Origin of the sequence: Streptomyces sp. NPDC102441, assembly GCF_044765585.1 — a bacterium.
In the GTDB taxonomy this organism is placed as follows: Bacteria; Actinomycetota; Actinomycetes; order Streptomycetales; family Streptomycetaceae; genus Streptomyces.
In genome coordinates this window covers 131,340-154,505 of sequence record NZ_JBIWKH010000019.1, presented here as the reverse complement: position 1 = coordinate 154,505, position 23,166 = coordinate 131,340, and the positions used below count along the sequence as shown (strand labels likewise).

Below are 23,166 nucleotides of genomic sequence, written 5' to 3'. Positions count from 1 at the left end.
CTCGCCCGCCCGTACGAACGGTATGAGGCACTCAAGGGCACCGCAAACCTGTGACCGGAGGAGTGCAGTGGCAGCCAACGACCGGGCAGCATCGCCCGGAAAGTCCGGCCAAGGCACGGGGAACGAGGCGCTGATGCGCGCCTCGTTGAGCGCGGTCGCGCCCGGAACGGCGCTCCGCGACGGCCTGGAGCGCATCCTCCGTGGAAACACCGGCGGACTCATCGTTCTCGGCATGGACAAGACCGTCGAAGCCATGTGTTCCGGCGGCTTCGTGCTCGATGTGGAGTTCACCTCGACACGTCTGCGTGAACTGTGCAAGCTGGACGGCGCGATGATCCTCGACAAGGACATCACCAAGATCCTGCGGGCCGGCGTCCAGCTGGTCCCGGACGCCTCCATCCCCACCGAGGAGACGGGCACCCGTCACCGGACGGCGGACCGGATCTCCAAGGCGTGCGGTTTCCCGGTGGTGTCGGTCTCCCAGTCGATGCGTCTGATCGCGCTGTACGTGGACGGGGAGCGGCGGGTCCTGGAGGAGTCCTCCGCGATCCTGTCCCGCGCCAACCAGGCGCTCGCCACCCTGGAGCGGTACAAGCTCAGGCTGGACGAGGTCGCCGGGACGCTCTCCGCGCTGGAGATCGAGGACCTGGTCACCGTCCGGGACGTGACGGCGGTGTCGCAGCGGCTGGAGATGGTGCGCCGCATCGCGACCGAAATCGCCGAGTACGTCGTGGAGCTGGGCACCGACGGCCGGCTTCTGTCACTCCAGCTGGACGAGTTGATCGCGGGCGTGGAGCCGGAGCGGGAGCTGGTCGTCCGCGACTACGTACCCGAGCCCACCGCGAAGCGGTCCCGTACGGTCCCGGAGGCGCTGGCCGAGCTGGACACGCTCACCCACACCGAGCTGCTCGAACTCCCCGTGGTTGCACGGGCGCTGGGCTACAGCGGCTCGCCGGAGACGCTGGACTCGGCGGTATCCCCGCGCGGCTTCCGGCTGCTGGCGAAGGTGCCGCGGCTGCCCGGGGCGATCATCGAGCGGCTGGTCGAGCACTTCGGCGGCCTGCAGAAGCTGCTCGCCGCGAGCGTGGACGACCTCCAGGCCGTGGACGGTGTCGGCGAGGCGCGGGCCCGGAGCGTGCGGGAGGGGCTCTCGCGTCTGGCGGAGTCCTCGATCCTGGAGCGGTACGTCTAGCTGGAAGACTGCTGAAATGCCGGATTCCGTCCCCGCTCGCGACCGACGCAGCTGGGGCCGGCGGCCGTCGAGTTCTCCGGGGCGGTGGATCACCCTCTGCTGGTCTCCGCGGTCCGCCGGGCACCCAGGAGTTCGCGCGCACACGGCCAGGGGCGGCCCCCCGGCGCAATGCCGAGGACCCGCCCTCCGGTTCTCAGGTTCAGCGGCCGCCGATGGGGCGGCTTCGGCAAGCTTCAGGAGGGTGCCCGCAGCGCGTCCGCCGGTTCCATGCGAGCCGCCCGCAGCGATGGGTAGAGGCCGGCGAGCAGGCCGACGAGGGCTCCGGCGAGCGGGGCTCCGAGGGCGAGGTTCATGTCCAGGACCGGGGTCCACTCCTTGAAGACGGCGACGGACACCACGACGGTGATGCCCAGGGCCGCGCCGACGATGCCGCCGAGCAGGCCGATCGTCGTCGACTCAAGGAGGAACTGGCCGGCCACCTGCCGCCGTGACGCGCCCAGCGCGCGCCGCAGTCCGATTTCGCCGACCCTTTCCATCACCGTCACCAAAGTGACGTTGGCGATGCCGATCGCGCCGACCACGAGAGAGACCAGACCAAGGACGAGGAAGAGACCGTTGACGTCGCTCTGGACGCCGTCGCGGGCCTTGGACAGGTCTTCCGGTGCCACGACGGTGAGGGCTTTCTCCTGCCCGGGGGCCAGGGCGATCGGCGCCTGGCGCGCCACCTGCTGGGCGGCACCCATCGCGGTGTTGATGAGTACGCGCGTGACGTCCCGCAGACCGAGGCGGTCTGCGGCGGTGGTGGGCGGGAGCATCACGGCGGTGGACAGCCGCTGCTCGCGCTTGATGCCGCCGAGGATGCCGATGACGGTGTACGACTGGCCCTGGAAGAAGATCGCCGGGGAGTCCTGTACCCGGCTGACGCCGAGCAGTCGCGCCGCCTGGTCGCCGAGGACCGCCACCTGGTCGTGCCGGGCGATGTCGCCGGCGTCGTAGAACCGCCCCGAAACCATCGCACCACGTACACCGGCGGGCAGGTCGGCCGAGGCGCCCACCACGGCCAGGGTCTGACTGGAGACGTCGTCGGGCGCTTTCACGTCGTTGGCCCGCACCTGGACGCTGTCGGTCGAGGTGGAATCGGCGAGGGTGGCGGCCGAGTCCACTCCGGCCAGCCGCCGGACCGCGTCGGTCCCCGACCAGTCCACCAGTGGCTTGTCGTCCGAGCCGGCCGGCACGGGCGGCACCGTCACGGTCACGGAGGTCGCGGTGAGCGCGTCGAACCGGCCGACGATCTGATTACCGGCGGTGGAGGCCACCCCGATGGTGATGACCAGCGTGGTGATGCCGAGCACGGTGCCGAGCGTGGTCAGGGCGGACCGTACGGGGCGGGCCATGACGCCCGCGAGGGCTTCCGTCCACAGGTCCCGGGGGTCCATCCAGGGGCGTTCGGGACGTACCCCGGCCGGTGTCGCCTTCGTCCTCACCGCGAGTTTCACTCGCCCTCCAGGGTCAGGCAGCCGTCGGTGATACGGACGCGCTGTCCCGCCCGGCGGCTGACCGCCTCGTCGTGGGTGATCAGCACCAAGGTCATGCCCTCGGCGCACAGGTCGTCGAAGAGTTCCAGTATGGAAAGGGTGTTCTCGCTGTCCAGGTTGCCGGTGGGCTCGTCGCAGAGCAGCAGCGCGGGGTCGCTGATCAACGCCCGTGCGATGGCGACACGTTGGCGTTCGCCGCCGGAGAGCCGGTCGGGCCTGAAGTCCGAGCGGTGCCCGAGCCCGACCCGGTCGAGTGCCTCCCGGGCGCGGGCGAGGCGGCTGCCGCGTCCGCGGCCCGGGCGCGGCCTGCGGTACGCCTCGGCCAGCATGACGTTCTCGTCGACGGTGCGGTACGGGAGGAGGTGGAAGGACTGGAAGACGAATCCGATGCGGCTGCCGCGCAGTGCGGTGCGTTCGAGGTCGCCGAGCCCCGTGGTGTCGACGCCGTCGAGCCGGTACGTACCGGCGGTGGGCCGGTCGAGCAGGCCGAGCGTGTTGAGCAGCGTCGACTTCCCGGAGCCGGAAGGGCCGACGATGGAGAGGTGCTCCCCGCGCCGTACGGTCAGGTTCACGCCGCGCAGTGCGTGCACCGGGGGCTGCGAGTCGAAGGTCCGCTCCACATCGGTGAGTTCGATGACGGCGTCCGGACCGCCGTGGCCGTACTCCGGTGCGGCACTGTCCGCCACCGGGGCCACGATGGCGGCCGGGGAAGGCCCGGGAGTCACTCGCCCACCACCACCTTGTCGCTCTGTTTCAGCGTGCCGCCGGTCGGCTTCACCTCGACGAGACCGGCTGCGGAGAGCCCGACGGTGACGTGGACGTCACTCAGCTTTCCGTCACGCTCGACCTGTAGCCGGGCCTTCCCGTCGGACGAGGTGCGGATCGCGGCGAGCGGCACGACCAGCACCTTGCCGTCCGAGGCTCCGATCTTGATGGTCACCTTCACTGCGGCCTCGGCTTCGTCGGCCAGATCGCCGGAGTCGGGTACGGAGATCCGCAGCTGGACCGGGGCCGAGGCGTTGGTGGCGGAGGCGCCGGTGCCGGCGGCTTCGGTCTCGGCACTCCCGGACGTCGTCCCGGCGGTTTCCTCGCTATCGCCCGTCGTTGTCGTCGAGGGCGCGGCGTCGGCGCCGAGCGCGGACACCGTGCCCTCCGCCTTCTTGCCGTCCGTCGTCGTCAGCTCGACGGCCATGCCTTTCCTCAGCAGTTCGGCGTCCGTGCCGGGGACGGCCGCCTGCACCTCCAGTTCGGAGCTGGTGACGGTGCCGATCGGGCCGGAAGCGGTGTCCCCCGTCTTCACGGTCACCTTGTTCAGCCGTACGGGCAGCTTCGGGAAGAAGACGACCTCGCCGGCCGGGACCTTCGTCCCGTACGAGGCCTGGAAGGTGCTGAGGGCGGCGTTGGCCAGGTCCAGCGTCTTCCGCGCGGAATTGAGCTGTAGCTGGTGGACCTGCGCGTCGGTGCTGGACTGCGGGTCCGGTGAACTCGTACTGCCGTGCGTCCCCGATTCCGTCCCCGTTTCGGTCTCGGTTTCGGTTTCGGTCTCCGTGCCGCTGCCGTTGCCGCTGCTGGTGGTGGTGCTGGTGGTGGTGAGGAGCGTCTCCTGGGCGGCGGACACCGCCTGCTGCAGCTGGCCCAGCTGCTGCTGGTCCTCCGCGCTCGGCTTCTGCGCCTCGTATCCCTTGCTCTTGTACCAGCTGGTGACCGCCGCCGCAGTGCCCTGGCCGTAGTTGCCGCTGATCGATCCGGGGTCGAATCCGAGCCGCCGCAACGCTCTCTGGAGCTGCTTCACGTCGTCGCCGGAGGCGCCCGGGCCCAATGCGCGGTACATCGGTACGGATCCGCTCAGCGCGAGCACCGGACGGCCGTTGACCGTCATCAGCACGTCGCCCTCCTTGACCCTGGTCCCGGCGACCGGCGCCTTGGTGATCCGCTGCTCTCCCTCGCCGTCCGCCACCGCGCTCGCGGACGCCCCGGTGCCGACGGAGCCGGCCAGCGAGAGCGGCCGCGGCGAGGCGAACTCGACGGACCCCGACGCCACCACGGTCGCGGTGAGGGACTGCCGCTGCACCGCTACGGTCACCGGGCCGGCCTTCGGGGCGTTGTGTGCGGCGGCGGCGTCGGCGGGTGAGTGCACCTGTGTACCGGCGGTCCAGCCGCCCGCGCCGACCAGGACCACCACGCCGACCAGGGCGCCCAGCTGCTGACGGCTACTGAGTCGGCTCATGCGCCGTCCCCCCAGTACGGGTGAGCCTTCTCCTTGGGGAAGTACGCGGCCCGGAACTCCTTGCCGCACTCCAGGTCCTTCAGGGAAATGTCGATCTCTTTGGTGAGCAGCGGCAGCGCGGCTTCCTTGGACATGCTGGCGTGGTTCTCCGGCACGACCTGGTCGAGCCGGACCATGTCGATCAAACCGGTCGGCTGGGTGGTGCTGACCGCGATGCCCTGCTCTTTCAGGCAGGTGGCGAACTTCTGGGCGAGCTGGACCAGCTGGGAATCGCCGTTGAGCTCAAGGCCGTTGGCGCGGTTCTTTTCCACACTGGCTTCCCAGGTCTTCTTCTGTTCGGCGAGGCTCGGCGTCGGTCCGTTCGCCGCTTCCGATCCTTTGAGTTCGCAGCCGTCGAGTTTTTCTTCCGCCTTGGTCTTGGCCGGGGGGCCCGCCAGCGCCTCCGAGTACGCCTTCTGCTGGGCGGCGGTGAGCCCCTTCTCGTCCTCGTCGACGGGATCGAGATCCTTTCCTGCCCGCCTTCCCGGTACGTCGGCGAAGGGGGCATCGGAGTCGCCCGGGTAGACGGCGGCCGAGTAGTTGCCGAACCCGTACTTCTGCCGGGACTTCTTTGCCAGCGCGTAGTCCTCCCCGCCGAAATAGCTTTCGGAGGAGCTCACCGACCTGGCGTGCGGGGTGTAGGTGAAGCCCTGCTTCTTCATGCAGGCCGCGATGGCGTTCTCCTGGATGTACTGCTTCTTGGTCTCGTCATCCACGCCGTCCGGGACGGTGAGCTGTACGGCCCCGTCGGCGTTCTTCGTGGTGCTGTTCGCCGCGTTCGAGCCACTGCCGGCCGCGGAAGTGGAACTCGCGTCGGCCTTGTCGCTCGAACCGCCGCAAGCGGCGAGGAGCGGCAGCAGACCCACCACTGCCAGGGTGGTAGCCACGGAAATGCGGAGTTCGGACGCCATTCTCATACCGTTTCTCTCTCCGCCGGGACAACGGGATCGGGTCATCGAAGCCGTCGCATGGTGTGCGGTCATGGCGGATGAGCCTGGGCGCACGGGGTGATGGGAGTAGGCCCGGAGTGTGATGAAACGGCAACAGATCCACCGAGGACTCGACCCGCGAGTATGTGATCATCCGGTAACAGCCACTGACCGGACCGTGCCTCTTGCGGATACTGAGCACATGCCACGCGTCCTGCTCGTAGAAGACGACCGCGCCGTTCGTGAGGGCGTCCAGCTCGCTCTGCGCCGCCAGGGACATGACGTCGCCTCCGCCGGAACGGGTGAGGCCGGGCTGGAGCAGCTGCGGTCGTTCCGGCCGGATGTCGTGGTGCTCGATCTGATGCTGCCCGGCATGTCCGGGCTGGAGGTGTGCCGCTCGATCCGCGCCACCGCCGGCCAGGTCCCGATCATCATGGCGACCGCCCGGGGCGACGATGTGGACATCGTCGTCGGACTCGAAGCGGGCGCGGACGACTACGTCGTCAAACCCGTGCAGGCCAGGGTGCTCGATGCCCGCATCCGTGCCGTCCTGCGACGGGTCGGCGGCACACCCGCCGACGGAGGCATACCGAAAACCGAGACCCACGGAGAACTGACCATCGACCGGGCCTCACTGACCGTAACCCGCCGGGGCGTGCCGGCCGCGCTGGCCCCGTCCGAACTACGGCTCCTGCTGACCCTGTCCGCCTCGCCCGGCCAGGTCTTCAGCCGGCAGCAGCTCCTCGAAGCGGTATGGGAACACAGCTACCACGGCGACGCGCGGCTGGTGGACGCCTGCGTCAAGCGGCTGCGCACCAAGTTGGGCGAGCCCGCGGGGCAGCCGTACTACATCCGGACCGTGCGCGGTTTCGGCTATCGGTTCTTGACCCGGTGAAGGCTCCACCGCTGCTGCGCGGCCTGCGCGGCCGGCTGATGGTGGCCTTCTTGCTGGTCGCCGGCCTCGCCACCCTGACCACCGGCGCCCTGACCTTCCGGGAAGCGCGCACCGGGGTGCTCCAACAGAGCCAGGACGCCGTGATCCGGCAGTTCCGCGACCATGTCAACGGCCTCGCCGCCTCCCTCGACTATCCCCCGAGCCAGGCCGGACTGGATGCGTTCGCCAGGGACGTGGCCAGCTCCGAACCGTCGGGAAACTGGCGCATACTGGCCACCTACGACGGCCTGAGCGCCATCTCCGCACCGCAGGACCCGTTCAGCGAGCTGACGCCCGACATGCGCGAGGCCGTGAGCTCCAGCAGGAGCACCGTCTTCCAGCGTGTGACGAGGCGCGGTCGACCCGCGCTCGTCGTCGGCCTGCCGGTCACCTTCGGCACCAAACAGCAGCCCACCTCCACCTTCTCCGGCCTCGGCGTTTTCCTGACAGTGCCGCAGACCAAGGAGGAGGCATACGTCCAGGCTCTGGTCCCCGCCGTGGAGCGGGCCACCGTTCCCGCGATGATCATGGCCGTGCTGCTCGCCCTGCTGGCCGCCCGGGGCGTACTGCGGCCGGTACGCGAGCTGCGCCGCGCCACCCGCAGTGTCGCCGAGGGACACCTGGACACCCGGCTCGCCGTCCATGGCTCCGACGAACTCGCGGACCTTTCCCACACCTTCAACGAGACCGCCGCCGCCCTGGAGGATTCGGTGGCCGAACTGCGCCGTATGGAGGCGCGTGCCCGCCGCTTCGCCGCCGACGTATCGCATGAACTGCGCACCCCGCTGGCCGCCATGTCGGCGGTCACCGACATCCTCGACGAGGATGCGGCCCATCTCGGCCCCGACACCGCCACCGCGGTTCGGCTCATCAGTGGGGAGACCGTCAAGCTGGCCCGCCTGGTGGAGGACCTGATGGAGATCTCCCGCTTCGACGCGGGCGCGGCCGGACTGCACCTGGACGAGATCGACCTCGCCGAATCCATCCGCCGCACCCTCGCCTCACGCGCCTGGCTGGAGACGGTGGACACCCACCTGCCCGAGCCCGGCGCGATCCGCGGCCGCCTCGACCCACGCCGCCTTGACGTGGTCGTCGCGAACCTGGTCGGGAACGCCCTCCGCCACGGAGCACGCCCCGTACGGTTGCATCTGTACGCGCGGGAACACCCCGACGGGGGGCGGCGGGCGGTCATCGAGGTACTGGACAGCGGGCCGGGCATTCCCGCAAGTGTCCTGCCCCACGTCTTCGACCGCTTCTACAAATCGGACACCGCACGCACCAGAACCGAGGGCAGCGGCCTCGGGCTCGCCATCACCTCGGAGAACGTCCACCTGCACGGCGGCACCATCAGCGCGGCGAACGGTCCGCACGGCGGCGCCGTCTTCACCGTCGAACTCCCGCTGTGGCCGGACGAGCCACACCCCGGCCCGCAGGAGGGGAGCCACCCGTGAGACGTGCCCACCGGACCGCCCGGCCCGCGCTGCTGGCCGCGGCAGCGCTCCTGCTCTCCGCCTGCGGCATCCCCACGACCGGTGTGGTGGAGTCGGGGGAGCCCGCCACCGGCATCCGGTCGATCACAACGGTCTACTTCTTGAAGAACCACGTGCTCACCGCGGTCCCCCGCGCTGTCGCTCAGCGGGCCGGCGTCGAGGTGGCCGTGAAAACCTTGTTCAGCGGTCCGGACGACTCGGAACGACTCGCAGGCCTGAACAGCGGACTGCCGACGCTGACGCTGGATCCTTCGGTCCGGATCGAGGGCACCAGGGTGTGGATCGAACTGGGCTTTGCCACCCGGTCACAGTTGTCGGATGCTCGTAAGCGACTGTCCGGAACCCCCACCCTCAGCCAACTGACCTGTACGGTCGGCAGAGCTCTCCAGGCCGAAGACCCAGGCATCGGATCGGTGTCGGTGATCGTCATGACCTCCATGGGGGACTCCGACGATCCCTGGAGCACCGAGGGGAACAGCAGCAGCTGTACCAGGTCGGGCCGGTTCCCCGGCGCTGCCTCCCGGCCCGGATAGGAGACCGCGTGCGCGCGAGCGCTTCGCCCACTGCCTACGCCGGTTCGAGGACGAGCGCCGGCGGACGGAGGCGCCCCCGCCGGGCGGTCGGCCCGGAGGAAGCTGTCCGGAGCCCCGCCGGACACTCTTGGCGGGTGGGGCCTGCGGAGTCGGGTCGTCAGTCCTTGGCCAGCACGAACGAGGCGCGCTGGACGGTCTCGCCCGGAACCTTGGCCTCCAGCAGATACGTTCCCGGGGCCGCGGCGCCGGCGGGCGGTGTCGCGCACTTCGGCGCACTCCCCTTGCGGTCCCACTCCACGGTGTGGACGACCGTCGCTCCGGCCGGGACCAGCAGGAAGAGGGCGCTGCTCCTCGGGCAGTCCTTGGAGGACCACACCTGCTCGTCGTCCTCGCCGGCTTCGGTGATCGTGAGCACGGCGTTCTTCGGGCCGAAGTCGGCCTTGCAGTCGCCGGCCGAGGTGTTCCTGGCGCTCAACCGGAACTTCGGCTTGTCCTCGGGTGCATAGCTGTTCTCGGTCTTGAGGCTCAACTGCAGCACGGCGGGTGTGCAGTCAGGGAGCTTCGATCCGGCCGGTACCTGCTGGCCGCCCGTACTGCCGCCGGTGCCCGTGCCCGTACCCGCCGATGTGGAGCCACCCGCTCCGCCGGCGTCCGCTCCCCCGGTGTCCGTTCCCCCCGCGCCGCCCGTTCCGGTCCCGGTGTCCCCGCCGCTTCCTCCGGAGCCCGTGTCCCCGCCGGAGCTCCCCGACTCGTCGCGTCCGCCGGGCGGTTGGCCCGTGACCGGGCCGGAACTCGAAGGTCCTGGGGTGATGGAGGGGGCGGGGCCGGAGCCTCCCGGCTTGCCGTCGTCCTGTCCGCCGCCGCTGCCGCCACCCGAGGTGACAGCCCACGCGACCAGCGCCGCGAGCAGCGCGATCACCAGCACCGCTACTGTTCTCCTACGCCAGTAGATGCTGGAGGGAAGCGGCCCGACCGGATTGCGCATAGAACCCACGGACCGAACTGTACGAGAGATCCACGCCAACTCCGGCCCCCAACCGCCGCTCTGATCGACAAGTTTTCCGGATCATCATCACGGAACGGCCGTTGCCGGGGCGCTTCCAGCCGCTTTGCACCGGCTCGCGCTCCGTCCGCCGCCCGCGAGGGGACAGAACGGGTGGCGTTATCACCCCCTGAGCGCTCTACAGGGCCGACACCCCCGTAGCCGTGCCCGATGTCCCGCCTTCCGTGCCAGGATCGTGGGTGCGATGACTGCCACGACTTCGACACAGACGACCCCCGCCTCCCTCCATGCCCCCGTCATCGGGTGGTTCGAGCAGCACGCGCGCGATCTGCCCTGGCGCCGCCCCGATGCGGGTGCCTGGGGTGTGATGGTGAGCGAGTTCATGCTCCAGCAGACCCCGGTGAACAGAGTCCTCCCGGTCTACGAGCAGTGGATGGCCCGCTGGCCGCGCCCCGCGGACCTGGCCGCCGACGCACCGGGCGAAGCCGTCCGTGCCTGGGGCCGGCTCGGCTATCCGCGGCGTGCGCTGCGGCTGCACGGGGCCGCTCAGGCGATAACGGAACGCCACGGCGGCGACGTGCCCAGCGAGCACGGCCAGCTGCTCGCACTGCCCGGGATCGGGGAGTACACGGCCGCGGCCGTGGCCTCGTTCGCGTACGGGCAGCGTCATGCCGTGCTGGACACCAACGTCCGCAGGGTGTTCGCCCGGGCCGCCACCGGCATCCAGTACCCGCCGAACGCGACCACCGCGGCCGAGCGCAAGCTCGCCCGCGCACTGCTCCCCGAGGAGGACGAGCGGGCCGCCGGCTGGGCGGCGGCCACGATGGAGCTCGGCGCACTCGTGTGCACCGCGAAGAACGAGGACTGCACGCGCTGCCCGATCGCCGGACAGTGCGCCTGGCGGCTGGCGGGCAAGCCCGCACACCAGGGTCCGCCGCGCCGCGGCCAGACCTACGTCGGCACGGACCGGCAGGTCCGGGGGCGGCTGCTCGCGGTGCTGCGGGACGCGGTCACACCGGTGCCGCAGTCGACACTGGACTCGGTGTGGGAGGAGCCCGTGCAGCGGGCCCGAGCCCTGGACGGGCTCGTCGCCGACGGGCTGGTCGAGCCCCTGGCGAACGGCCGGTACCGGCTGCCCCTGACCTGACCTCGCCCCGGCGGCCCGGCTGTCCACGGCTGTTACACAACCGATGGACAGCCGTGCGTCCGCCTACGGGTGCTCCGCACACCCTCGTGACAACGCCTCCGTAACGTCACCGGACGTCGGACGGGACCACCCGGCCGGCGGCGGTACACGGGAACCCACGGGGACGGAGGCGGTTGTTATGGCGCAGGGCGAGGTGCTCGGCTTCGAGGAGTACGTACGGACCAGGCAGGACGCGCTGCTGCGCAGTGCCCGCCGACTCGTTCCGGATCCCGTGGACGCGCAGGACCTGCTCCAGACCGCTCTGGTCCGCACCTTCGGCCGCTGGGACGGTATCGAGGACAAGTCCCTCGCCGACGCCTATCTGCGCCGCGTCATGATCAACACGCGTACGGAGTGGTGGCGGGCCCGCAAGCTCGACGAGGTCCCCACCGACCAGCTCCCCGACGCGAGCGTCGACGACGGTGCCGAGCAGCGTGCCGACCGCGCCCTGCTCATGGACGTCCTCGGGGTGCTGGCTCCCAAGCAGCGCAGCGTCGTCGTGCTGCGACACTGGGAGCAGATGAGCACGGACGAGACGGCCGCGGCGCTCGGTATGTCCGCCGGCACGGTGAAGAGCACGCTGCACCGCGCCCTGGCCCGTCTGCGCCAGGAGCTGGAGGACCGTGCGGTCCGGAACCGCGAGGCCGAGGCGGCACCGGCGCGGATACCCTCGCAGCGGAACAGGCGTCATGACGAGCGGGGGCGGGAGCGGTGCGCGGCCTGACAGGCAGCAGAGGGGGCACGATGGCCGGCCACGGGAGACTCCGGGCCGGTCTGGCGGCGGGGAGCACGGCGGCGGCCGGACTCGCCGCCTTCGGGCTGTTCTGCGCCGGCTGTTCCTCGGGGGGCACGGGCACGCGTGACGAGGGCCCGGCGAGCACCCAGCAGGTCGCACGGGCCGCGCCGTCGAGCACGGTTCCCAGCGGGACGGCCAAGCCCTCCCCGCGGGTCAACGCCGTGATGCTCGTCAAGGGCGACCCGAAGGTGAGCCGGCAGCTCAAGGAGGGCCTGAAGCCCTGCACCGGGGACGAGTACCCGGTCGACACCTCGTACGGCTCGCTCACCGACGGCTCGGAGGCCGATGTCGTGGTCAACGTGATGACCTGCGGCGATTCGGTGGGGGTCGGTACGTATGTCTACCAGCGCCGGGCCGACGGTTCGTACGGGAACGTCTTCGCCGCCGAGGTGCCCGCGGTGTACAGCACCATCGACCGGGGTGATCTGGTCGTGACGACGCAGGTGTACGGGTCCAAGGACTCGGTCACGTACCCCTCCGGCGAGGACGTCATCACCTACCACTGGACCTCCGGCCGCTTCACCGAGACCGACCGGGTGCACAACGATTTCAACCGGGCCGTCGGCAGCGGGGAGGGCGACCTTCCCGCACCGCAGACGACGCAGAACTGAGAGCCGCTCGCATGGCCGAGACCCATGTCCTCTTCGTCGAGGACGACGACGTCATCCGTGAGGCCACCCAGCTCGCGCTGGAGCGGGTCGGCTTCACGGTCACCGCGGTGCCCGACGGCATGCTGGGCCTGGAGGCGTTCCGGGCGGACCGTCCGGACATCGCGCTGCTGGATGTGATGGTGCCGGGCCTGGACGGCGTCAGCCTGTGCCGGCGCATCCGTGACGAGTCGACCGTGCCCGTGATCATGCTGTCGGCGCGGGCCGACGCCATCGATGTGGTGCTCGGCCTGGAGGCGGGGGCCGACGACTACGTCACCAAGCCCTTCGACGGGGCGGTGCTCGTCGCCCGCATCCGGGCTGTGCTGCGGCGCTTCGGCCACGCCGCCGGTGCGGGCGGATCAGCCGCAGGGGCCGGTGGCACGCAGGACGAGGCGGGCGGTGTGCTGGTCTTCGGCGATGTGGAGATCGACACGGAGGGCATGGAGGTACGCCGAGGGGGCGCGCACGTGGGTCTGACACCGACGGAGATGCGGCTGCTGCTCGAGTTCTCCTCGGCACCCGGCACCGTGCTCTCCCGGGACAAGCTGCTGGAGCGGGTCTGGGACTACGGCTGGGGTGGGGACACCCGCGTCGTCGACGTCCATGTGCAGCGGCTGCGCACCAAGATCGGGCAGGACCGGATCGAGACGGTCCGCGGCTTCGGCTACAAGCTGCGCGCATGAGGCGGCTGGCGCTGCGGACCGGTGTCCGCTGGAAGATCAGCATTGCCATCGCCGCGGTCGGCGCCCTCATCGCACTGGCGCTGAGTCTCGTCGTGCACAACGCGGCCCGCGTCTCGATGGTGGAGAACGCGCGCGAGGTGCAGCTGGAGCGGCTGCTGTTCGCCCAGCGGCTGTACGAGGCGACGAGCACGCAGAAGCAGTCGCCGAAGTTCGGCGCCAAGATCAACGACCCGTCGCTGCCGGCGAGCCTCCGCAGTGAGATCCGGGACAACCGGCGCGCCACCCACGTCGACGAGTACGAGGACAGGGCGCCCGACGTCTGGGCGGCCGTACCGCTGGCCAACGGTGACGTCCTCTCCCTGCACACCCGCTTCGCCGACCGCAGCGCCACGGTCATGGGCGACCTCGACCGGGCCCTGGTCATCGGCTCGGTCTCGGCCGTCTTCGGCGGCTGCGCCCTGGGGGTCCTGATCGGCGGCCAGCTGTCCCGGAGGCTGCGCAAGGCGGCGGCAGCGGCCGGCAGGGTCGCCCAGGGCAACACGGAGGTGCGGGTGCGGGAGGCCGTCGGCGGCGTCGTACGGGACGAGACCGACGAGCTGGCCCGGGCCGTGGACGCGCTCACGGACGCCCTGAACGAACGGATCGAGGCGGAGCGCCGGGTCACCGCCGATATCGCGCACGAGCTGCGCACCCCGGTGACCGGGCTGCTCACCGCGGCCGAGCTGCTCCCCCCGGGGCGGCCCACGGAGCTCGTACGGGACCGTGCCCAGGCCCTGCGGACCCTGGTCGAGGACGTGCTGGAGGTGGCCACGCTGGACGGCGCTTCGGAGCGGGCGGAACTGCAGGAGCTGCAGCTCGGCGAGTTCGTCGGCCGGCGGGTCCGGCTGCTGGATCCGGAGATCACGGTGCGGGTGCTGCACGAGTCCTGGGTGTCCACGGATCCGCGGCGGCTGGAACGCATCCTCGGCAATCTGCTGGGGAACGCCGCCAAGCACGGCGCGGGCCCGGTCGAGGTCACGGTCGAGGGCAGGGTGGTGCGGGTCCGCGATCACGGGCCGGGGTTCCCCGAGGCGCTGCTGCGGGAGGGGCCGAGCCGGTTCCGTACCGGAAGCAGTGACAGGTCGGGACGCGGCCACGGGCTGGGGCTGACCATCGCCGCCGGGCAGGCACGGGTCCTGGGGGCCAGGCTGACGTTCCGCAACGCCGGGCCTGCCGGGGGCGGGGGCGAGGGCGGGGCGGTCGCCGTGCTGTGGCTGCCCGAGCACGCGCCGACGAACACCGGAAGCTTCCCCGTCCTGCGGCAGGCGGGCACGGCCTGAGAGGAAAGCGGTGGGCCCCGGGGACGTCTCGTCCCCGGGGCCCACCGCTGTCAGGTGCCGCTCAGGCGTTCTGCGACTCCTTGGCCGACTCGGCCCGGGCGGGTGCCGTTCCACCGTCGTCCGAGGGGGTCTCCGGCTTCGCCGCGCCGCGCAGCGGGACCTCCTTGACGAACAGCGCCGCGACCAGGGCCACCACCGCGACCGAGCCACCCACCAGGAAGGCGATGTGGGTGCCGGAGGCCACTGCGTACTCGTACGCCTCGCGCATCACGTCCGGCAGCTTCGCCAGGTGCGCCGCGTCCAGCTGGGCGGACTGCGCGGTGGCTCCACCGCCGCCGCGTGCCGCCATCTCGTCCTGCACGCGGCTGGTGAACAGGGCGCCCATGATCGCGACTCCGAAGGAGCTGCCGAGCGTGCGGAAGAGCGTGGTGGTGGACGAGGCGACGCCCATGTCCTTGAGCTCGACGCTGTTCTGGGCGACGAGCATCGTGATCTGCATCAGGAAGCCCATGCCCGCGCCGAGCACCGCCATGTAGATGCCGGAGGTGAGGCGCGTGGTGCCGGTGTCCATGGTGGCGAGCAGGAACAGCCCGGTGACCATCAGGAGGCTGCCGATGATCGGGAAGATCTTGTACTTGCCGGTGCTGGTGGTGATCCGGCCGGCGACCAGCGAGACGATCATCATCGCGAGCAGCATGGGCAGGAGCAGGAGTCCGGAGTTGGTCGCGGACGCCCCCTGGACCGACTGCTGGAACAGCGGCAGGAAGAGCACCGCGCCGAACATCACGAAGCCCGCCATGAACCCGACCAGGGACATGAGGGTGAAGTTGCGGTTGCGGAAGATGTGGAGCGGCACGATCGGTTCGGCGGCCTTCGTCTCGACGAAGAGGAAGCCGACGAGGGAGGCGACACCGAGGGCGATGAGCTCCATGATCACGGCCGAGCCCCAGGCGTACTCCGTACCGCCCCAGGTGGTGACCAGCACGATCGCGACGATGCCGACGGTGAGGAGCGCGGCGCCCAGGTAGTCGACCTTCGCCTTCCGGCGCTCCTTGCGGGGCAGGTGCAGCACGGCGGTGACCATGGCCAGCGCGACGGCGCCGAGCGGCAGGTTGATGTAGAAGCTCCAGCGCCAGCCCAGGTGGTCGGTGATGGTGCCGCCGACCAGCGGTCCGCCGATCATGGCGACCGCCATCACTCCGGCCATCATGCCCTGGTACTTGCCTCGCTCCCGGGGCGGCACGAGATCGCCGATGATGGCCATGACACCCACCATGAGACCGCCCGCGCCGAGACCCTGGATGGCCCGGAACCCGATCAGCTGGCCCATGTCCTGGGCCATTCCGCTCAGCACCGAGCCGATCAGAAAGATCACGATGGACGTGAGGAAGACGCCCTTGCGTCCGTACATGTCGCCGAGCTTGCCCCAGATGGGCGTGGAGGCCGCGGTGGCCAGGGTATAGGCGGTGACCACCCAGGCCAGATGCTCCAGACCGCCCAGCTCGCCGACGATGGTGGGCATCGCGGTACCGACAATCATGTTGTCGAGCATGGCCAGCAGCATCGCGATCAGCAGCGCGAAAATCACCACCCGGACACTGCGCGGCTGTGGTTCCGCTTCCCCGCCCGCCGTCGCCTTCTTCAGTTCTGCCATGCCGCCCACTCCCCTGATCCCCTGCTGCCCGATCCACCGCCGGCCCGACACTTACTTGCCGCCCGGCTAGTTAGTACACTGAGGAACGTAGACCCGTAACTAGCCGGGCGTCAAGTAAGTTCTTGGGAGAGTCGCATGGGCAGCACGCCGCAGCCGCGCCGGGGCAACACCCGCCAGCGCATTCAGGACGTCGCCCTGGATCTCTTCGTGGAGCAGGGGTACGAGAAGACGTCGCTCCGCGAGATCGCCGAGCAGCTGCAGGTCACCAAGGCGGCGCTGTACTACCACTTCAAGACCAAGGAAGACATCCTCATCAGCATCTTCGAGGACCTGAACAGGCCCGTCGAGGAGATCGTCGCCTGGGGTGAGGGACAGCCGCGCACCCTGGAGACGAAGAAGGAGATCCTGGTCCGCTACAGCGAGGCGCTCAAGGCCGCCGCGCCGCTCTTCGTCTTCATGCAGGAGAACCAGGCGACGGTGCGCGAGCTGAGCATCGGCCACACCATGAAGCACCGGGTCATCTCCCTGGTGGACCTGATCAAGGATCCCGACGCCCCGCTCACCGACCAGGTGCGCTGCTTCACCGCGCTCTTCGCGATGCACGCCGGGATGATGGCCCTCAAGGACGCCGAAGGCGACCCCGAGGAGAAGCGCAAGGCTGCTCTCGAGGTCGCCGTCGAACTGGTGACCAGGGCCCATGAACCGGGGCCCGCCGCTTAGCGGCTACCGCTTCCGGCTTCGGCTTCGGCTTCGGCTTCGGGAAGGTGCGCGTCAGACCTTGACGTGCACGGACTTCAGGTACGAGACCGGGTCCAGCGCGGAACCGTAGTTCGGCGAGGTCCGGATCTCGAAGTGCAGGTGCGGGCCGCTGGAGTTGCCGGTGTTGCCCGACTTGGCGATCTCGTCGCCCGTCTTCACGCGGTCGCCGACGTTGACCTCGATCTTCGACAGGTGGGCGTACTGCGAGTACTTGCCGTTGGCGTGCTTGACCACGATGGCGTTGCCGTATGCGGGGCCGTCGCCGCCACCGTTCGGACCGGCCTTGACGACCCGGCCGGTGTGCGCGGCCTCGACCTTGGTGCCGATCGGCACCGCGAAGTCCTGACCGGAGTGCTTACTGGCCCAGCGGTCGCCGCCGGTGCCGTAGGTGGCGCTCAGCTCGTAGTGGCTGACCGGGGCCTCCCACGAGCCGGCCTTCTTCTTGGCAGCGGCCTTCTTCTTCGCGGCCGCCTTCTTCTCCTTCTCGGCCTTCTCGGCCTTGTCGGCCTTCGCCTTCGCGGCGGCCTTGCCCTGGGCGGTCGCCTGCTGGGCGACGGAGTCCGCGGTGGCGGCGAGGGCCGCGGTGTCCGCGGTACCCGTCGTGCCGGACGCGAACGCCGCGCCCGCACCGAACACCATCGACGCACCCAGGCCTGCGGCCACGACGGCGCCACTGACGCGGGACATGGACGGGCGGCGGGAGTGCTGGAACGTAACGCGCTTCGACATGCGGGGAGAACCTCCGGGGTGACTGGACCCAGTGCTCGGACCGGGCTTGCTCCACCTTGGTAACCCGCACCCCCAGCAACACTCAAACACCCCATCTACGATCAAAAGCCGTAGCCGAGGGGGCGGGAATTCATCGCTGCCGCCGCCCCGGCAGTAGCGGACGATCTTCTCGACATTCTTCGCGAAGCACGTTTAACCCCTGTTCCAGAGGCGCCCTCCCTGGACGCAAGCCAGCATTCCGGGCACAACAACTCAAACGCCGAAAGCCTCGGCCGGAGCGGGACCAAGGTCCCGGGACCGGTGACCCTGCCTCCTCCTAGCGCGCCTAGTAGGCCTCTGAGGGCCTGTGCGCCTTGTCACCGCCGGTGGGCCGGAAGCCTGCCCGTTTCGGGACCTTCGGCCCGCCGGTCCGACTACGCTGCCGGGGCAGACGCTCAGCGCCCCGGGGGCGGGACAGACCGGGCGCGCAGCGTCCGTAGCGGGATCGTTGACGGCCCGGTTCCGGGGCCGACGGGGACCGGTGCTGCGCCTCCGGACTCAGATAGGCCGTGTCGCCGACGGAGAGGCGCTCCTGCTGGTGGACAGCCTGGGCGAGGTACCGCCGGAGGACCGGGAGCAGGCCCACACGTGGCTGTCGCAGCTACTGCGCCGCTAACCGGAGAGACCCACGGCGTCGGCCGCCGTCCGCCCGATGGCCGACGAGCCTGACCGGCTCAGCCCCGAGGGCTTCGAGGAGCTCCGGCTGCTGCCGATGCGGAACGAGGACATCCAGTCGTTTGTGGTGCCCTGGCACCGGGTGGCGCGGCTGGTCGAGGAGGACGAGGACCGGGAGAGGCCGGGCGAGCTGGAGCGGGAGAACTGGGCGATCGGCTGGAGATCGAAGCACGCTGGAACGAGCGAAGGGGCTGCCCCGGACCGAAACCGGTCCGGGGCAGCCCCTTCGACGCTCAGGCGCTACGCGCCCTACGCCTCCTTCGTCAGGTTCGGGCCGCCGCCCGCTGCCTGCTCGATCGGCGGGACGTCGGGCAGAGGCGACTTCTCCTCGCCGCGGAACGAGAACTTCTTCTCGTCCCCTTCGCCCTCGGTGCCCACGACCACGATGTGACCCGGACGCAGCTCGCCGAAGAGGATCTTCTCGGAGAGGATGTCCTCGATCTCCCGCTGGATCGTCCGGCGCAGCGGCCGGGCGCCCATCACGGGGTCGTAGCCCTTCTTCGCCAGGAGCGACTTGGCCTCGGCACTGAGCTCGATGCCCATGTCGCGGTCCTTCAGGCGCTCGTCCACCTTGTCGACCATGAGGTCGACGATCTGGATGATGTCTTCCTCGGTGAGCTGGTGGAAGACGACCGTGTCGTCGACACGGTTGAGGAACTCGGGCCGGAAGTGCTGCTTGAGCTCTTCGTTGACCTTGTTCTTCATCCGCTCGTAGTTCGTCTTCACATCACCCTGGGCGGCGAAGCCCAGGTTGAAGCCCTTCGAGATGTCCCTGGTCCCGAGGTTGGTCGTCATGATGATGACCGTGTTCTTGAAGTCCACGACCCGGCCCTGGGAGTCGGTCAGACGACCGTCCTCCAGGATCTGGAGCAGGGAATTGAAGATATCGGGGTGGGCCTTCTCGACCTCGTCGAAGAGGACGACGGAGAACGGCTTGCGGCGCACCTTCTCGGTGAGCTGGCCGCCCTCCTCGTAGCCCACGTAACCGGGGGGCGAACCGAAGAGGCGGGAAACCGTGTGCTTCTCGCTGAACTCCGACATGTCGAGGGCGATCAGCGCGTCCTCGTCGCCGAACAGGAATTCCGCCAGCGTCTTGGAGAGCTCCGTCTTACCGACACCGGACGGGCCGGCGAAGATGAACGAGCCACCCGGGCGCTTCGGGTCCTTCAGACCGGCTCGCGTACGACGGATCGCCTGCGAGAGGGCCTTGATGGCGTCCCTCTGTCCGATGACGCGCTTGTGGAGCTCGTCCTCCATGCGCAGCAGACGCGAGGACTCCTCCTCGGTCATCTTGAAGACCGGGATACCGGTGGAGGCTGCCAGGACCTCGGCGATCAGCTCGCCGTCGACCTCGGCGACGACGTCCATGTCGCCGGCCTTCCACTCCTTCTCCCGCTTGGCCTTCGCCGCCAGCAGCTGCTTCTCCTTGTCGCGGAGGGACGCCGCCTTCTCGAAGTCCTGGGAGTCGATGGCCGACTCCTTGTCGCGGCGGACACCCGCGATCTTCTCGTCGAACTCGCGGAGGTCCGGGGGCGCGGTCATCCGGCGGATGCGCATCCTGGATCCGGCCTCGTCGATCAGGTCGATCGCCTTGTCCGGCAGGAAGCGGTCGGAAACATACCGGTCGGCCAGGGTGGCGGCCTGGACCAGCGCCTCGTCCGTGATGGAGACCCTGTGGTGGGCCTCGTAACGGTCCCGCAGACCCTTGAGGATCTCGATGGTGTGCGGCAGCGTCGGCTCCGCGACCTGGATGGGCTGGAAGCGGCGCTCGAGCGCGGCGTCCTTCTCCAGGTGCTTGCGGTACTCGTCGAGCGTCGTGGCACCGATGGTCTGGAGCTCGCCTCGCGCCAGCATGGGCTTGAGGATGCTCGCCGCGTCGATCGCGCCCTCGGCGGCGCCCGCACCCACCAGGGTGTGGAGCTCGTCGATGAACAGGATGATGTCGCCGCGGGTGCGGATCTCCTTGAGGACCTTCTTCAGGCGCTCCTCGAAGTCACCTCGGTAGCGGGAACCCGCCACCAGGGCGCCGAGGTCCAGGGTGTAGAGGTGCTTGTCCTTGAGGGTCTCGGGCACCTCGCCCTTGACGATGGCCTGCGCCAGGCCCTCGACGACCGCCGTCTTGCCGACGCCGGGCTCGCCGATGAGAACCGGGTTGTTCTTCGTACGGCGGGACAGCACCTGCATGACCCGCTCGATCTCCTTCTCGCGCCCGATGACCGGGTCGAGCTTGGACTCACGAGCGGCCTGGGTGAGATTCCGGCCGAACTGGTCGAGCACCAGGGACGTGGAGGGCGTGCCCTCCGCGGGGCCGCCGGCGGTGGCCGCTTCCTTGCCTCCCGAGTACCCGGAGAGCAGCTGGATGACCTGCTGCCGCACCCGGTTCAGGTCGGCGCCCAGCTTCACGAGGACCTGGGCTGCGACGCCCTCGCCCTCGCGGATCAGGCCGAGCAGGATGTGCTCCGTGCCGATGTAGTTGTGGCCGAGCTGAAGTGCCTCACGGAGCGACAGCTCCAGGACCTTCTTGGCCCGGGGAGTGAAGGGGATGTGGCCGGACGGGGCCTGCTGGCCCTGACCGATGATCTCCTCCACCTGCTGGCGGACCGCCTCGAGCGAAATCCCGAGGCTCTCCAGGGCCTTAGCGGCGACACCCTCACCCTCGTGGATCAGGCCCAGGAGGATGTGCTCGGTGCCGATGTAGTTGTGGTTGAGCATCCGGGCTTCTTCCTGAGCCAGGACGACAACCCGCCGCGCGCGGTCGGTGAACCTCTCGAACATCGTTAATCGCTCCTCAGAGCGGTCAGGCAGTAAGGGGTCGGTCCCCTCCCTGTCCTTCCGCAGCTTAGTCCCGCAAGCGGGGACCGCTCATTTCAACTGCCGACACCCGTCCCTGCTTCCGGGCGGATCCCCCGCCCCGAACGCCGACAACTGCTCCAACCCGATGGTGCGAGACGATGTTCCCGCAGGCCAGGCAGATAGCCCTTTCGCCAGTACGCCGATGGCGAACGTGAGACGTTTTTGCCCGCGTGTCGCCCCTTCCCACTAGGGATGTCTTACCCGCACTCACTGACAGTCCATGCGGCGCACCCCCGTTTACTCCGCTACGGGCGAACAACTTCGCGCCGCGGGGAGCTTCCGCACGCCCCCGAAGCGCACACGCAAGGCAGTCGATCATGAACAGTGCGTAACTCCCGGGCAGGTTCGGCGGTTCATCGGACATGGTTTCCCTCGTCCCGCCTCCCCGCTCGTCGCCGGAATCCGGCGACCGCGCTCAGTGGTACGCCCGCGAACTCGGCTGGGCCACGGCGGGCACATCGCCGGTGCGACTGCTGACGGGGCTGCGCTTCGACGTCCTGGAGCTGCCCGCCACGGCGGGTCACGCGGTGCTGCGCCGGGTCGGGCGCACCGGTCCGGTGGCACTGGCGGGGCAGCGGATGCGGCTGCTGGTGGCCGCGGGCAGCGCCGACGAACTGCCCGGTCTGCTCGACTGGCTGGAGTGGGGCGGTATCGCTCTCGATCTGTCCGCCCTCGGCATCGGCGGGCACATCACGGCGCCGGTGCCGCCCGGAGGGACTGCGGGCTCGCCGGGGGCCGCGGTCTGGCTGCGGCCCCCCGGATCGCGCCAGGCGGTGGAAATCTCACTCCCGGCCCTCGGCGGCCTCGGGAGCAGCGGTGGGGATGCTCCCGATCTCGTACGACTCGTGGACGCGGCGGCGACGGAATGCCACCGGGCCAGACTCGCTCATGCCCGGACACATCTGCGGGCCCACAGGCCGACAGATCAGCCGTTCGCCTTCTCGTAAGCCTCACGGATCTCGGCGGGAACGCGGCCGCGGTCATTCACGTTGTGGCCGTTCTCGCGCGCCCACCTACGGATCTCGGCCGTGTCCTTGTTGCCACCGGTAACGGCGCGGCCCTTGCCACGGCCCGTCGCGGCGCGGCCGCCGGTGCGGCGTCCGCTCTTGGTGTACGGCTCAAGAAGCCCACGGAGCTTGTCCGCGTTGCTCGTGGTGAGGTCGATCTCGTACGTCTTGCCATCCAGAGCGAACGTCACGGTCTCGTCCGCCTCGACACCATCGAGGTCATCAACAAGAAGGACCTGAACCTTCTGCGCCACCGGATTTTCCTTTCATCGAAAATGGAGTACGCGGAAAGGAAACCGCTTTTCTCCGGAAAACACAAACCCCTGGGAGGGGTTCAGCAGCGCAAGAGCACGGGAAACATGCGCGATTCGGACATAGGGTTCCGGCGCCTTCCGCCGTTCACAGGTGCAGAAGCATCCGGCTGTTGCCCAAGGTGTTCGGCTTCACTCGTTCGAGACCCAGGAACTCGGCGACACCCTCGTCATAGGAACGCAGCAGCTCACTGTAGACATCTCCGTCGACCGGCGTCTCTCCGATCTCGGTGAAGCCGTGTGCGGCGAAGAAGTCGACTTCGAACGTGAGGCAGAAAACCCGGCGGACACCGAGCCAGCGCGCGGTCTTCAAGAGCTTGTCCAGGACCTGGTGTCCGACTCCGGCGCCCTTGATGGCGTGGTCGACGGCGAGAGTACGCACTTCGGCGAGGTCTTCCCACATCACATGGAGTGCGCCGCAGCCGATGACACGGGCGTCCTCGTCGCGTTCGGCGACCCAGAACTCCTGGATGTCCTCGTAAAGCGTGACCGTCGCTTTGTCGAGCAGGATGCCTTCGGAGACGTAGCCGTCAAGGAGTCCGCGGACGGACGCCACATCGCTCGTCCTGGCGCGGCGGACGGTGATGGCCGGTCCATTTACCGACGGGCCGGTATGAACATGT

21 protein-coding genes are annotated in these 23,166 nt (G+C 69.6%); 11 read left to right on the top strand and 10 right to left on the bottom strand.

Annotated features, from left to right (window positions below; all coding sequences use genetic code 11):
- Window positions 1-67: 67 nt before the first annotated feature.
- On the top strand, window positions 68-1,192 hold the full coding sequence (disA, locus tag ACIREO_RS34245) for a DNA integrity scanning diadenylate cyclase DisA (protein WP_404117460.1): 1,125 nt from the start codon (window positions 68-70) through the stop codon (window positions 1,190-1,192).
- A gap of 233 nt (window positions 1,193-1,425) precedes the next feature.
- Here disA and ACIREO_RS34240 read toward each other — a convergent pair whose 3' ends face one another.
- From ACIREO_RS34240 to ACIREO_RS34225, 4 genes are read right to left on the bottom strand one after another with little or no spacing between them, the layout of a single operon-like run.
- Window positions 1,426-2,688: an ABC transporter permease gene (locus tag ACIREO_RS34240; RefSeq protein WP_404117457.1), complete on the bottom strand. Its 1,263-nt coding sequence runs from the start codon at window positions 2,686-2,688 to the stop codon at window positions 1,426-1,428.
- The gene (locus tag ACIREO_RS34235; protein WP_404117513.1) at window positions 2,685-3,422 is read right to left on the bottom strand and encodes an ABC transporter ATP-binding protein; all 738 of its coding nucleotides are present in this window, start codon (window positions 3,420-3,422) and stop codon (window positions 2,685-2,687) included. Before ACIREO_RS34235 ends, ACIREO_RS34240 begins: the two co-directional genes overlap by 4 nt.
- 26 nt (window positions 3,423-3,448) lie before the next feature.
- Window positions 3,449-4,954, bottom strand: a complete 1,506-nt coding sequence (locus ACIREO_RS34230; RefSeq protein ID WP_404117454.1) for a peptidoglycan-binding protein — start codon at window positions 4,952-4,954, stop codon at window positions 3,449-3,451.
- Window positions 4,951-5,904, bottom strand: coding sequence for a hypothetical protein (locus ACIREO_RS34225; RefSeq protein ID WP_404117452.1), 954 nt, complete (start codon window positions 5,902-5,904; stop codon window positions 4,951-4,953). The genes ACIREO_RS34230 and ACIREO_RS34225 overlap by 4 nt, the downstream gene beginning before the upstream one ends.
- A 220-nt stretch (window positions 5,905-6,124) precedes the next feature.
- Between ACIREO_RS34225 and ACIREO_RS34220 the strand changes: the two genes are divergently transcribed.
- The 3 genes from ACIREO_RS34220 to ACIREO_RS34210 are packed head-to-tail and all read left to right on the top strand — an operon-like array spanning window position 6,125 to window position 8,879.
- Window positions 6,125-6,817 carry a response regulator gene (locus ACIREO_RS34220; RefSeq protein ID WP_404117449.1) on the top strand — a complete coding sequence of 231 codons (693 nt, stop codon included), beginning with the start codon at window positions 6,125-6,127 and terminating at the stop codon, window positions 6,815-6,817.
- Window positions 6,814-8,307, top strand: a complete 1,494-nt coding sequence (locus ACIREO_RS34215; RefSeq protein WP_404117447.1) for a sensor histidine kinase — start codon at window positions 6,814-6,816, stop codon at window positions 8,305-8,307. Before ACIREO_RS34220 ends, ACIREO_RS34215 begins: the two co-directional genes overlap by 4 nt.
- Window positions 8,304-8,879: a hypothetical protein gene (locus tag ACIREO_RS34210; RefSeq protein WP_404117445.1), complete on the top strand. Its 576-nt coding sequence runs from the start codon at window positions 8,304-8,306 to the stop codon at window positions 8,877-8,879. The genes ACIREO_RS34215 and ACIREO_RS34210 overlap by 4 nt, the downstream gene beginning before the upstream one ends.
- Window positions 8,880-9,036: 157 nt before the next feature.
- Here ACIREO_RS34210 and ACIREO_RS34205 read toward each other — a convergent pair whose 3' ends face one another.
- Window positions 9,037-9,864 carry a hypothetical protein gene (locus ACIREO_RS34205; protein WP_404117511.1) on the bottom strand — a complete coding sequence of 276 codons (828 nt, stop codon included), beginning with the start codon at window positions 9,862-9,864 and terminating at the stop codon, window positions 9,037-9,039.
- Window positions 9,865-10,126: 262 nt separating this feature from the next.
- On the opposite strand from ACIREO_RS34205, the gene ACIREO_RS34200 reads away from it, so the two are divergent.
- From ACIREO_RS34200 to cseC, 5 genes are all read left to right on the top strand, one after another.
- Entirely contained in the window at window positions 10,127-11,029 is a 903-nt protein-coding gene (locus ACIREO_RS34200) for an A/G-specific adenine glycosylase (protein ID WP_404117442.1), read from the top strand.
- Window positions 11,030-11,207: 178 nt separating this feature from the next.
- A complete protein-coding gene (locus tag ACIREO_RS34195) occupies window positions 11,208-11,792 on the top strand; it encodes a SigE family RNA polymerase sigma factor (protein WP_404117439.1) in 585 nt (194 codons plus the stop codon).
- A 20-nt stretch (window positions 11,793-11,812) separates the two neighbouring features.
- Complete coding sequence (locus ACIREO_RS34190; RefSeq protein WP_404117436.1) at window positions 11,813-12,475, top strand: hypothetical protein; 663 nt, start codon at window positions 11,813-11,815, stop codon at window positions 12,473-12,475.
- Between the two features lie 11 nt (window positions 12,476-12,486).
- A complete protein-coding gene (cseB, locus tag ACIREO_RS34185; protein WP_404117434.1) occupies window positions 12,487-13,197 on the top strand; it encodes a two-component system response regulator CseB in 711 nt (236 codons plus the stop codon).
- On the top strand, window positions 13,194-14,516 hold the full coding sequence (cseC, locus tag ACIREO_RS34180) for a two-component system sensor histidine kinase CseC (protein ID WP_404117431.1): 1,323 nt from the start codon (window positions 13,194-13,196) through the stop codon (window positions 14,514-14,516). The genes cseB and cseC overlap by 4 nt, the downstream gene beginning before the upstream one ends.
- 61 nt (window positions 14,517-14,577) lie before the next feature.
- On the opposite strand, the gene ACIREO_RS34175 is transcribed toward cseC, so the two are convergent.
- Window positions 14,578-16,170, bottom strand: a complete 1,593-nt coding sequence (locus ACIREO_RS34175) for an MDR family MFS transporter (RefSeq protein WP_404117429.1) — start codon at window positions 16,168-16,170, stop codon at window positions 14,578-14,580.
- Between the two features lie 135 nt (window positions 16,171-16,305).
- Here ACIREO_RS34175 and ACIREO_RS34170 point away from each other — a divergent pair, with 135 nt between their 5' ends.
- Complete coding sequence (locus ACIREO_RS34170; RefSeq protein ID WP_404117426.1) at window positions 16,306-16,890, top strand: TetR/AcrR family transcriptional regulator; 585 nt, start codon at window positions 16,306-16,308, stop codon at window positions 16,888-16,890.
- 51 nt (window positions 16,891-16,941) lie between these two features.
- Here ACIREO_RS34170 and ACIREO_RS34165 read toward each other — a convergent pair whose 3' ends face one another.
- Both ACIREO_RS34165 and ACIREO_RS34160 read right to left on the bottom strand, forming a co-directional pair.
- On the bottom strand, window positions 16,942-17,658 hold the full coding sequence (locus ACIREO_RS34165) for a M23 family metallopeptidase (protein WP_404117424.1): 717 nt from the start codon (window positions 17,656-17,658) through the stop codon (window positions 16,942-16,944).
- A 963-nt stretch (window positions 17,659-18,621) separates the two neighbouring features.
- Entirely contained in the window at window positions 18,622-21,147 is a 2,526-nt protein-coding gene (locus tag ACIREO_RS34160) for an ATP-dependent Clp protease ATP-binding subunit (RefSeq protein WP_404117421.1), read from the bottom strand.
- Between the two features lie 440 nt (window positions 21,148-21,587).
- Here ACIREO_RS34160 and ACIREO_RS34155 point away from each other — a divergent pair, with 440 nt between their 5' ends.
- The gene (locus ACIREO_RS34155; RefSeq protein ID WP_404117418.1) at window positions 21,588-22,172 is read left to right on the top strand and encodes an SCO3374 family protein; all 585 of its coding nucleotides are present in this window, start codon (window positions 21,588-21,590) and stop codon (window positions 22,170-22,172) included.
- Here ACIREO_RS34155 and ACIREO_RS34150 read toward each other — a convergent pair.
- Both ACIREO_RS34150 and ACIREO_RS34145 read right to left on the bottom strand, forming a co-directional pair.
- Window positions 22,151-22,486, bottom strand: coding sequence for an Lsr2 family protein (locus ACIREO_RS34150; protein WP_404117415.1), 336 nt, complete (start codon window positions 22,484-22,486; stop codon window positions 22,151-22,153). The genes ACIREO_RS34155 and ACIREO_RS34150 overlap by 22 nt on opposite strands.
- 145 nt (window positions 22,487-22,631) lie before the next feature.
- A complete protein-coding gene (locus ACIREO_RS34145) occupies window positions 22,632-23,129 on the bottom strand; it encodes an amino-acid N-acetyltransferase (protein ID WP_404117509.1) in 498 nt (165 codons plus the stop codon).
- Between the last annotated feature and the right edge of the window lie 37 nt (window positions 23,130-23,166).